Source organism: Gilliamella sp. wkB292, from assembly GCF_001690235.1.
GTDB classification, from domain to species: domain Bacteria; phylum Pseudomonadota; class Gammaproteobacteria; order Enterobacterales; family Orbaceae; genus Gilliamella; species Gilliamella apicola_F.
This window is the reverse complement of the sequence record NZ_LZGO01000013.1, coordinates 1-12,429: the sequence shown is the minus strand read 5'-3', so window position 1 is coordinate 12,429 and position 12,429 is coordinate 1. Positions and strand designations below refer to the sequence as shown.

The 12,429-nt window shown below is 34.8% G+C and carries 9 protein-coding genes and 1 pseudogene; 1 reads left to right on the top strand and 9 read right to left on the bottom strand.

Annotation, left to right across the window (positions count from 1 at the left end; genetic code table 11):
- Positions 1-2,709, bottom strand: coding sequence for a magnesium-translocating P-type ATPase (gene mgtA / locus A9G09_RS00735; RefSeq protein ID WP_065633012.1), 2,709 nt, complete (start codon positions 2,707-2,709; stop codon positions 1-3).
- Positions 2,710-3,405: 696 nt separating this feature from the next.
- Here mgtA and A9G09_RS00730 point away from each other — a divergent pair.
- Entirely contained in the window at positions 3,406-4,104 is a 699-nt protein-coding gene (locus A9G09_RS00730) for a hypothetical protein (RefSeq protein WP_065633011.1), read from the top strand.
- Positions 4,105-4,170: 66 nt separating this feature from the next.
- Here A9G09_RS00730 and A9G09_RS00725 read toward each other — a convergent pair whose 3' ends face one another.
- From A9G09_RS00725 to hutW, 8 genes and pseudogenes are all read right to left on the bottom strand, one after another.
- Entirely contained in the window at positions 4,171-6,063 is a 1,893-nt protein-coding gene (locus A9G09_RS00725) for a DNA topoisomerase III (protein WP_065633010.1), read from the bottom strand.
- A gap of 15 nt (positions 6,064-6,078) precedes the next feature.
- Complete coding sequence (locus A9G09_RS00720) at positions 6,079-6,852, bottom strand: GNAT family N-acetyltransferase (RefSeq protein WP_081297415.1); 774 nt, start codon at positions 6,850-6,852, stop codon at positions 6,079-6,081.
- A gap of 30 nt (positions 6,853-6,882) precedes the next feature.
- The gene (gene zntB / locus A9G09_RS00715; protein WP_065633009.1) at positions 6,883-7,884 is read right to left on the bottom strand and encodes a zinc transporter ZntB; all 1,002 of its coding nucleotides are present in this window, start codon (positions 7,882-7,884) and stop codon (positions 6,883-6,885) included.
- An 82-nt stretch (positions 7,885-7,966) separates the two neighbouring features.
- Positions 7,967-8,743 carry a heme ABC transporter ATP-binding protein gene (locus A9G09_RS00710; protein WP_065633008.1) on the bottom strand — a complete coding sequence of 259 codons (777 nt, stop codon included), beginning with the start codon at positions 8,741-8,743 and terminating at the stop codon, positions 7,967-7,969.
- Positions 8,744-8,759: 16 nt separating this feature from the next.
- A complete protein-coding gene (locus A9G09_RS00705) occupies positions 8,760-9,749 on the bottom strand; it encodes an iron ABC transporter permease (RefSeq protein WP_065633007.1) in 990 nt (329 codons plus the stop codon).
- Positions 9,750-9,794: 45 nt separating this feature from the next.
- The gene (locus A9G09_RS00700; protein ID WP_065633006.1) at positions 9,795-10,433 is read right to left on the bottom strand and encodes an NAD(P)H-binding protein; all 639 of its coding nucleotides are present in this window, start codon (positions 10,431-10,433) and stop codon (positions 9,795-9,797) included.
- Positions 10,434-10,441: 8 nt separating this feature from the next.
- A complete protein-coding gene (hutX, locus tag A9G09_RS00695; RefSeq protein WP_065633005.1) occupies positions 10,442-10,942 on the bottom strand; it encodes a heme utilization cystosolic carrier protein HutX in 501 nt (166 codons plus the stop codon).
- Between the two features lie 145 nt (positions 10,943-11,087).
- Positions 11,088-12,371, bottom strand: a pseudogene (hutW, locus tag A9G09_RS00690) (heme anaerobic degradation radical SAM methyltransferase ChuW/HutW); the annotation flags it as partial.
- Positions 12,372-12,429: the final 58 nt, after the last annotated feature.

Below are 12,429 nucleotides of genomic sequence, written 5' to 3'. Positions count from 1 at the left end.
TTAAAACCATTGACCAAAACGCTTTATATAGATGCGTTTCATTAGTTGAGCCACACAACAATAACTAAGAAGCGTTGCAATTAACCAAGGAAAATATGTCCACGGTAAAGGCTCAAGTCCGATTAGCCCCCCTAGCGGTGAAAAAGGTATATAAATACCAATAGCCATAATAAATAATGTCATTACTATCACAGGGAAAGTGGCAGTACTTTGTACAAAAGGAATTTTTTGCGTTCTAAGCATATGAACAACAAGCGTTTGAGAAAGCAACCCTTCTATAAACCAACCAGAATGGAATAAAGCCTGTGCTTCAATACTATTAGCACTAAACACAAACCACATAAGTGCATAAGTGGTAATATCAAAAATAGACGATGTTGGCCCAATCCAAATCATAAAGCGTCTAATATTTAACGCATCCCATTTACGAGGTTTTTGTAAAAACTCTTCATCCATCTTATCCCAAGGTAATGATAGTTGTGAGATATCATATAATAAGTTTTGGATAAGCAAATGAATCGCCAGCATTGGTAAAAATGGTAGAAACGCACTAGCCACTAATACAGAGAAGATGTTACCAAAGTTAGAACTTGCGGTCATATTTAGGTATTTCATAATATTACCGAAAGTTTCGCGTCCGCAAATTACACCTTCTTCTAGTACAAGCAAGCTTTTTTCAAGCAAAATGATATCAGCTGACTCTTTCGCGATATCAGTAGCTGTGTCCACTGAAATACCAACATCTGCATCTCTCAACGCTGGCGCATCATTAATACCATCACCTAAAAATCCGACAGTATGACCATTACTTTGTAATAATCTAATGATTCGAGATTTTTGTAATGGAGTCAACTTAGCAAAAATAGTGCGTTGCTCAATTTGCTCTTTTAACTCAGCGTCACTCATTTTTTCAATGTCGTTACCAAGTAAAGGTATACCCGGTTCTAAGCCAACTTCTCGGCATACTTTAATCGTGATGATTTCATTGTCACCAGTTAGAACTTTAACGCCAACACCATGTTCATTTAATGCAGAAATAGCTTCATATGCACTCTCTTTAGGTGGATCTAAAAATGTCAAAAAGCCACGAATTGCTAATGCTTTTTCATCTTGCACATTGTATTGATTTTTTGTTTCACCTGCGGCAATATTTTTCACGCCAACAGCTAATACTCTAAATCCATCTTTATTATAATTATGAGCAAGTTCAATCAGCGCTTGTTTGCGATTATCGTCTAATGGTAAATATTCACCATTTTCATAAACATAACTCGAAATAGACAGCATCTCTTCAACTGCCCCTTTACAAATCATTAAATGACTATCATCAGCATTTTGCACCACTACAGATAAACGTCGACGGACAAAATCAAACGGTAATTCATCAATTTTTTTATAAAGGCCAACACCCACTTTTTTAACACTGGTTTTTTCTTCAGCAAAACGAATGATTGCTTTATCCATCAAGTTTTTCATCCCACTTTGATAGTAACTATTAAGCCATGCCAGTTGTAAAACAGATGGATCAACTTGCCCATTGATGTCTAAGTGATGTTCTAAAATGATTTTATCTTGTGTTAATGTACCTGTTTTATCTGTACATAAAATATCCATCGCCCCAAAGTTTTGAATAGCATTTAAACGTTTCACCACCACTTTTCGTTTTGCCATGCCAACCGCACCTTTAGCTAGATTTGCACTAACAATCATTGGTAACATTTCTGGCGTTAACCCGACAGCAACAGCTAATGCAAATAGTGTAGCTTCGCCCCAATCTCCTTTTGAAAACCCGTTTATTAAAAGGACAATTGGTACCATAATCAGCATAAAACGAATCAGTAACCAACTTACACTATTCACACCTCGGTCAAATGAGGTTTCAGCGCGAGAACCAACAATAGATTTAGCCAATGAACCAAAGTGGGTATCTGCTCCAGTAGCTACAACAATTGCTTTAGCCGTACCACTCACCACATTGGTACCCATAAAGCAAACATTGTTCACATCAAGAATATTATCTTTAGAGATATCTGTTTGATTAATCTGATCACTATTTTTTTGTGAAACGGCGCCTAATGTATCGTATTTTTCAACGGGAATTGATTCACCGGTTAACACCGCTTGACTCACAAATAAATCGCGAGACTCAATTAATCGAATATCAGCTGGTATCATGTCACCAGCCGACAAATAAACAATATCTCCTGGCACGATTTCATTTAACGGAATTTCGTAATGCTCAGGATTCATATCTTTATGTGGACGCCTTAACACGGTAGCGGTTGTGCGAATCATCGATTTTAATGCTTCCGCTGCTTTATTCGATCTAAACTCTTGCCAAAATCGTAATAAACCACTGAGTGTCACCATCGTTAATATGATAATAATACTTGTTAGGTCGGTTTCTTCGCCTTTTTGTAAAGGTAGCCAATAATCAGTAACAAAACTGACAATGGCTAAAATTAGTAACACAAAAATAAAAGGATTATTAAAGGCCATCAATAATTGCACAATAAAAGAGGGAACTTTTTCTCGTGCGACTTCATTTTTTCCATATTGTTCGATTCGTTCTTTCGCATTTTCTTGCGTTAAGCCTGAGAGGCTGGTTTGATATTTGGATAAAATAGTTTCAAGACTATTTTGAGCCTCTTTAATTGCTTTCACACCGACTTGATTTTTGTTATTTATATTTGATATATGCTTTGTCATCTTTTGTACCTTCACTCATCATTTTTTGACAAAAAGATCCCGTCATCTAGTTGGCAAATCAACTACAGACAATCAAAATTTGTGAATAACCATAAATTTATTGCATAGCAAAACTAACCTTGTAGATAGGTATGCCGCAAAAATCTATTAGTTTTAAGAAAATTAAATGTGTATTAGATACAACTCGGTGGTTCTAAATGTTTTTCAGAAAGATATAAAACACATAGCATATGTGTATGTGCGCAATGATGTTTTGAATTTATGTGATAGCGTGTAGAAAAATGCATATCGTTCACCGTTACCGTTTATCAATTTTCGGCTTGTGAACTGAAAAAATGAATATTTAGACAGGTCATTAACCGATGGTAATTTGTTTTAATTTGTCTCCCCAGCTGTTGGGGTGACCCGAATGAGCGTCCATATTTCTCCTGTAAACTGAACTAAACCCTTTGCGTTTCAACTTTCCCTAACCCTCATTTTTAACCACCTAATAGTTAAAAAAGTAAGAAAAGCCCAAAGGCGGGCAAGTTATACGCTTTTAAAAAAAAGAAGTCAACCTATTATGGCAAATAATGGCTTTGAACGCTTAAAAACAGCACTTATTGTCTTAACTGCAACAATTTTAGTGTAGAATTGATACACGTTTTATCCATAATCCGTTACAATAAGATAACTGTTTAAACTAGGGTAAATAGAATGGAATTTAGTACATTATTTAATGATAATTGGCTCAACTTAATCGTTATTTTTGCGCTATCAATAATTGCGTTTGTTTTCAAAAAAAAACCTAAAAGCAACTATTTTGAAAATATTATTAAGTACACTGATATTTTAGAAAAAACACCACAGCCACAATATCAAAAAGACTATTTAAACAATATTAAAAAGAAATTACTCTGGGAAAAAGTTTGTTTTTATCGTTCAGGTAATCGTAACAAGGAGAGAATTGCTATATCCTTAATCAATAGCGATATTTACAACATTATTGATTTAACACAGTTAAATTCATTAACCCAATACTTTGCTATTGAGAAAAATAAAATTTACCCTTTAAAACTTTTTCTCGTTAAAGAATTTGTTGTGAGCTGTATAGCTGCTGTTATTGCTATTATTTTTGTACTATCTAATCTCAACACTATTTTTAAATCACCTGAAATTATCAGTGTAATCATTGCTATATTAACCATTTTTATCATCACAATTATTATTAGCCAATTTATTGTGCCTGTAATAAAAAGACTCAATATGCTTAGATTGATTCTTAAGGATAACGATTTCCTTAATCGAGCCAATCACCAACTTGCCGTTATTATTGAAGATGATCAGAAAATCAATATATCCATTGCCGAGCAAGTTTTTGTCCAAAATGAGCAAGAGAGCGATAACAAGAATTAAAAATAAGTAATAACATGTCACACTGACAAATAACCGGATTTAAGTATCATTTTTAAATCAAGAAAATTAAGATTGAATATTTAATCGACTATTTCTGAGTTGCTCAACTAAATTCACCAGTGATGAATTTAGTTGGCACATAAATTCCTGATAAGAAAATTCCTTTTTACTTATTTGATCTAATTGTAATTCCCAATGGGCCGTCATATCTGGCATAGACATTGTTTCTGGGATTGAAAGTATCAAATTTCGGCCAACTTGCGTTGATCGAATAGATTTACCTTGTCGAGTTAAAAACTGACGCTTAAATAAAAGTTCAATGATGCCGGCTCTAGTTGCTTCAGTGCCTAATCCATCTGTCTCACGCAATATTTTTTTTACCTCTGGATCTTTGACAAATCGCGCAATACCGGTCATAGCAGAAAGCAATGTGGCATCAGTAAATGGCCTTGGTGGCACAGTTTGTTTGTCCACCAGTTCAGCATCAATACACTGAACGCTATCACCTTTTTTTACTAATTTAGTTAATAAAGGGCTATTTTCACTACTCTCTAATTCCCCATCATTTTGACTATTTTTATTGCTGAATAATACTTTCCATCCCTCATCAATCATTTGATTAGCCTTCGCAATAAATTTACCACCTTCAATATCAACATCAATTTGTAATTCTGCATATTTATAAGCCGGATAAAATTGAGCCAGATACTGAGTTGCAATAACTTGATAAACCGATTTTTCATGCTCTGATAAATTATTCATTGAGACTTTGCGTAAAGTAGGAATAATGGCATGGTGAGCTTCGACTTTTTTATCATTCCAAGCTTTGGAACGTAAAGTAAAATTAGCATTATCCACAGCAGTTTGCAGTTGTGGGCAATTATTTTCGATAGCAGATTTTACACCATTAATTTGCTTTAGATGATCTTGGGGTAAAAATCGACAATCAGATCTTGGATAGGTAATTAATTTATGTTTTTCATATAAAGATTGGCAAATATCTAATACTTCTTGAGCACTTAATCCATTTTTTTTAGCCATCTCAATTTGTAAAGCAGATAAATTAAATGGCTGTGGTGGAGCTAACTCTTTCTTTTTATTACTTACTTTATCGATAATGCCTGTTTGGTTTTTTATTCTTTGACAAACGTTCTCAGCCAATTTTTTAACTAATATTCGCCCCTCCTCATCTTGATAAGGGGAACAAGCTTCACTTGGTTGCCATTTGGCTTTAAAGATCTCTTTATGTTTGGTTTCTAAAACGGCATAGACTTCATAAAAAGATTTAGGAACAAACTGTTCAATATCTAAATCACGCCTTACCACTAAACCTAATACAGGCGTTTGTACACGCCCAATTGATAATACACCTCGGTAACCATTTCGTTGCCCAGCTATAGTACACAATCGGCTCATATTAATCCCATAAAGCCAATCAGCTCGAGCCCTAGCTAATGCCGAGGTCGATAAAGGAATAAAATCTTGGTTGCTACGTAACTGTTCCAACGATTTTTCTACAGCACTAGCATTTAAATCACTAATCAAACAACGTTGAATGGTTTTACGTTTTTCTGGTAATAATTGACAATAATTGAGCACTTCATCAACCAGTAATTGCCCCTCTCTATCGGGGTCGCCGGCATGCACTATTTGACCGGCTGATTTAATCAAATCGACCAATATAGTGAACTGTTTTTCAGTACTACTTTTTGGCGTTAATATCCATTTTTCGGGCACAATAGGCAAATCAGCGATAATCCATTTTTTATAACGTTGATCATAGGCTTCAGGAGTAGCTTGTTCTAATAAGTGACCAATACACCAACTGACAATATCCCCATTGCTGGCTTTAATAAAACCATTACCTTTTTGATGAGGCTTAGGTAACACATCAGCAATAGCTCTTGCCAAACTTGGTTTTTCGGCGATAAAAAGACGATAGAATTGATTAGATTGCATAATAATTTATATTAATCATGAATTCAAAATAGTATAAGCTTGATAAGATTTATTTGGTTTAAAGCCTAGTTTAGTTGTCATTTTTAAAAACGCATGGTTATGCGCATCCCATTTGGGTGATATCTGACGTACCAGACAGGTTAAAATTAACTTTGCTGAGCAAATCAAACCAAGACCTTTCCATCTTTGTTGCGCTAGTGTGTCGACTTCTATTTCAATACCATTATCATATGCCAAATAAGATGACACCCCAGAAACATTAATGTTATCTTTCAAAATAACACATCCTAACCCATATTTTGTCAACGCAGAATAAGCGTTAAAATTGTTGCATAAATGCTTAGACCATTCAAGCGATGTAATCTGTTGATAATTATTTTCATCAATTGCTTCTAGTTGATAATCTTCAAATAATTTTGAAACAATAGCTTGTAGCATTTGACCTTTAAATAATGGCTCAAAATAAAAACTATAACGGGTTAATTTTTGATAACTACTGGGATATGTCCGTTCAATCAAACTTTGCCAAATTTGATCATCTGCAATAACAATAAAATAATTGTTATTATAAATTGTTGGAGTATAGCTGAGCATATCCTGATTGGGGCAATCTGCACAAAAAAAGAAACAACCGACACTCACTACTGCTGAATACGGTTGTAAAGCGTTATCTGTGTATGCATAACCAATATTGCCTTGCCAATAAGTCAGCAAAAGAGATTGATGAAATTTTTCAAATAACGGCTTGATAGCTTTAACATCGGTAACAATATGAAAGTTCACCATCATCTACTCTGTTTGACTAAAAAGTTCACTGTTTTACCACCATTTTTTGCATTTCAGCCATATTACCGAACCAATACAAATCACTATAATTATTAACACTAAACCTAGAAAGGACCAACTCTTTTCACTCATTGGAATACCCGCTAAATTTACGCCTAATAAGCTTGTTAAAAATGTAATTGGCGTAAAAATAATGGTAAACAGTGACATTAAATAAATTCGTTTATTGGTAGATTCAGCCAAAAAGCTATTAATTTGTTCCATAATTGATGCCAATCGTAATAAACAACTGTCAATATCAGAGACATAATGACTTTGCTGATTAGAAATATCATGCAAACGTTGGCGGTCATTGTCATCAATCCAAGATATTCTTTCTGTTGAAATTTTTACAAAAATATCCCGCTGTGGCGATAATAAACGACGTAAAACAATCAATTGTTTACGTACTCTTCCTATCTCTTTATGGGAAAAAATATGCTGATTGAGTACTAAATCTTCAAGTTTAATAATTTTGTTGTGTACACTATCGAAAGACAAATTAACTTGATCACTAATCAGCTCAGAAACTTGAATCAACCAATCGGCAACATCGACAGGTCCTATCCCTTTTTCTAAATTATCTTTTAATTGAAAAATAGCATCAATTTGCTGATGTCTGGAGGAAATAATTAAGTTATCGATAATATAAAAGCGGAATGTTACAATCGGATCAGGCAACTCATTTGGTGTGAAATTAACCCCTTTTAGCACAACTAAAATACCTGAATCAAAACGAATTTCTTTCGAAATCTGATTAGGTTTAATTAACTCGCTTTTGACTAAATCAGGAATGATCGTAGTTGAGTGTATCCAATTGATTGTTTCAGGCTTAGCAAAATCTAAATGAATCCAACAGGGTTTTTCAACGGATGCTTCACTACTTTCATCTAAGCTTACAGCTTTGCCTTTGCCATCTAATTGACAACTAAAAATAGGCTGAGATGCCAATAAGTGAGCAACAGGAATTGATTTTGGGTTGTTGAGTTGATCCATAAGCTACACCTGCAAATTAATTTTAGATAATTATATACCTAAACCAATATAAAATGCAGTGATGAATAATAGTTATTTCTAGTCAGGGTGTTAAATAAACTTGCGGAACAACTTGATTAATTGGATGCGGATATATGCCTAATTCAACTCCATACCAATGTTTAATATTATTGACAGTTATCACCTCTGCTGGTGTGCCTTGTTCAACTATCTTTCCTTGATTAAGTAATAAAATTTTATCCGCATATAAAGCAGCTAAATTAAGATCATGTAATATACAACACACAGCTAAATTTTGTTGCTTGGCTAATTTTTTTAATAACCTTAAAGTATGCTGTTGATGATATAAATCGAGTGCTGAAGTTGGTTCATCTAAAAACAGAAATTTTTCTTTTGGCGTAGGTTGCCACAGCTGGGCTAACACTCTTGCTAACTGAACACGTTGCTGTTCACCACCAGATAAACTTCGATAATCGCGATCGGCTAATTGTAAGCAATCAGTTTGCTTCATGGTTTCGAATATAGCTTGATTAAAATAATCTTTTCCATAAGGTGCACGCCCCATCGCAACGACTTCTTTAACGCTAAAAGGAAAGGTCAGTTGACTATGCTGTAACATTACCGTTCTAACTTTCGCTAACTGCTTTGCCGACCATTGATTTAGTGGTTTATTAAGTAAAAAACATTCCCCAGATGATGGCTGCTGATACCCCGTTAACAGCCTTAATAAAGTCGATTTACCCGCACCATTAGGGCCGATAATAATGACAATTTCACCAGCATTAATGGTCAAAGAAACTTCATTAATTATAGATTTATTGCCATAAGCAAATGTTAAATTATTTGCAATTAACATCATAATCAAATTCCATCTGTTACTTCTGTCTTAAAATCAGCCAAAGGAAGTAGGGACCACCAATTAGGCTGGTGAACAGTCCAACTGGTATTTCAGCTGGGGCAATCAAGGTTCGAGCTAGTGTATCGGCTAATAATAACAGGCAAGCGCCACCAAGTGCAGAACCCGGCAGTAACCATTGATGATTGGCCCCCATTCGTAAACGAATCATATGTGGAACAACTAAACCAACAAAAGCGATAATACCGCTCACGGCAACAGCTGTGCCTATTAATAATGCACAAAGTAATAATAAATATTGTTTTATACGAAGAACATTAATACCTAGATAGTGCGCATCTTCATCGCCAAGCTGCAAAATATTAAGTTGATAAGAAAGTTTAAAAATGCAAATTAATGCTGGAATGATTAGAGACATAGCAACGAGTACCAAATCCCAAGAGCCTTTACCTAAATGTCCCATTGACCACAAAGATAATTGTCTTAATTGAGATTCATCACTAACATAACTTAAACAGCCCATTACAGCCGCAATAATTGCATTAATTGCTACACCTAATAAAACCATTTTAGCTAAATTACATTGTTCGTTTAGGCTATAAAGATAAATCAGCAAGCAAATAAAAAAACTGCCGATAAAAGCGGCAACCATCTTACCGTAAAGCATCATAATAGGTGGAAAAATGGTTGGAAATAAAATCGACAATCCGACCATTAAACTTGCGCCACTACTAATTCCAAGTAGGCCTGAATCTGCTAATGGATTTCTAAATAGTCCTTGCATTACCGCACCTGAACTGGCTAATGCCATTCCGACAATAACAGCTAAAATTATGCGGGGTAAACGAATATTGAGCCAAATATTTAATATCGGATCGTCAAATGACATTGTTGCAAGTTGGGTAATGGGAAATTTGAGTGCGCCAATGTTTGCCGCAAAAATAATCAACACACAAAGGATAATCAATAATGCCCATAATATTATTCGTTGACTAACATTACCCACCAACTTACCTCACTTATAATATCAATTTGATCATATATATTTAATACATTAAGAATGAAAAGCTAGATGGGGATCGATAACACTATATGCACAATTATCAAATTGCTTATTTTCTATTTTGGTTAAAATCGTATTAGCTAGCTCTGCTCGATGGATAAAACCATGAACTTCCTGATTAAAATAACATTGCGCGCCATGAGTAATGTCGCCATCACGTAGTCCACCTGGTCGTAAAATCAAATAAGACAATGAACTTGTTTGCAGCCACACTTCGGCTAATGATTTTTCTCGAACGGCGTAACCAAAGGCTTGTTTTGCCCTAGCAGATAACGTGTTCCACGAATCACCACAGCCTAAAGAAGTGACCAAAACCATGTTGGTAATAGCCGCTTGCTCTGCACAATCAATTATCATTCGCTGTGCTGTATAGTTACCCGTTTCACCACCTAAAGTTGAAACAATAACAGAGTCAGTACCTGCATGTTCAAACATTGTATTTAACAAAGTTGCATTCGTTGCATCGCCGACATAAGTTTCAATGCCTTGTTGCGATAGTTGTTTGGCAAAATCTGCATGCCTAACTAATACAATACAACGCCAGTCAGGATGACGTTGTCTTACAAGCTGTGATAGTTGGTAACCCGTACCTTGATTTGGGCTCACCCCAAAAATGAATAATGTTTTCATAATATGTTTTAATTGAATTTTTGCATCAAAGCTCTAAATTTTTCTAGTTGATCGGTTTTAAGTTGATGATTTTCATCACGACCAACAAATATTTTAAACATTGACTGTCCCAAGTGATTTAAAAAAATCATCGATGCTGTCGACATCTTCATAAATTTTCGTTCAATAAACGCAATATATTGACAATGTTCAGCTTTAATATGACCACTTAACCCTTTTTGATGGCGTAAATTAAAATATTTTTGACTATGTGTGCCTGGCGGTAGCTCACCTGAAATTTCAGCAATAATATCGCCAGTATGAATCAAAAACATTACATCACCCCAAGTTGTTACTTCGTCCCAAATAGCATCGAAATGATCACCATCAACAATTTTAGCTTCTGGCATAGCTTGAATTACTTGCGTTAAAGTAACTTGATAGTCTTGTGCAATTTTTTCTAGCAAATCTTCTGGATTAGTTTGCATATAAGTTGCTAAGTTAGTTAAATGTGTTTGTTTATCTACCATAGAAGTATCCTTATTGATGTGATGTTATTTAGACATGTTGTTTATGATTAACCGATTTAGACATACCCTGCATCGCTTTCATTGACTGTCTAGCCGTTGCCATTTTTTGTTGCAATTCAATATGTTCTGGATTATTCAGTTGTAATAATAATTGCTGTAAAGCTTGAAGAATATTACTTGACCAATAACGTCCTGATAAAGTTAATTGCAAACAATGAGCTTGATTTTTTAATAGACCAACTTGATGCCATTGTTCAATTAAGGGATCGAATAATTCGGCATGATCGGTTAAACTATTTAGGTCAATTCTACCCTTTTCAATACCTGCTTGTAATTTATATAACCAATCGCCAATTAAAGGTTTACCCGTTAACATCATTAATGGTTTTTTACCTTGATCGAGCTGCGCATAATAACTTGCTAAATCACGATTAAGCATAAAAGATTGCCCGTCTAACCGCCCACCAGCACACGAGCCGTAAGCAAAAAAATGAGAACCTTGCTTTATCAGAAAATTATATAAATTACGTTCTCGACTAGTTTTAGACCAATGAGCATTAGTTAAATGATGCCAACCTTGTTTTTCAAGATACTTTGCGCCTTGTTGATATAGATCGCATTTATCAGTAACTGAAGGTAGCTCAATACGTTTATTTTCAACGCCCTTAGCTAAAGGAGTGGTTGGTAGTAAATTAAGTGCATACAGATCAACCCCATCAATGGGTAAATTATCGACTATTTCTAAATCTTGTTGCCAAGATTGATTAGTTTGATTAGGTAATCCAAACATTAAATCACAAACTAACGCGACACTATCTCGAGCGGCTATACGCTCAAAGCCATCAATAATTTGTTGTTTAGAGGATTGACGACCTAATCTTTGCCTAATATCCGTATCGAAAGTTTGCACACCAATCGAAAAACGATTAGCTCCAGCTTCAATATAACTATCAATGTGATCATCATCAAAATCAGAAATGCGCCCTTCTACGGTAATTTCACAATCGGGCGCTAAGGGGGCAAATTGCTTAAAATAGCGAATGACTCTAGCCAATTGACCTGCCTTCAACGCTGATGGTGTTCCGCCACCAAAATAGATTGCATGAATCGGGGCCGATTGCATGGCATTATTGGTAATTTCTAACGATATCTCTTGTAAAAGATAGTCAACATAGGTTTCGGTATTATGCTTACGTAATGGATTTTGATAAAAACCACAGAATTGACAATGAATATCACAAAAAGGCACATGCACATAAATTAACCGTTTTTTACCTTTTAATTCAGAAAATTGAATATCTTGCCACTGCTTTTCAATTAAATCTTGGCCCAACGGTAAACTTGCTTGTAAAGGCATTACTGCCCAACGATTCTTAAAAGGTAAAACGGAATTTGCAGCAAAAAAAGCACTCACATCTAACGATTTCATAACGACTATGTGTAAATAAAATTTGCCAAGATTAAATAATAATTATTATCATTTATCA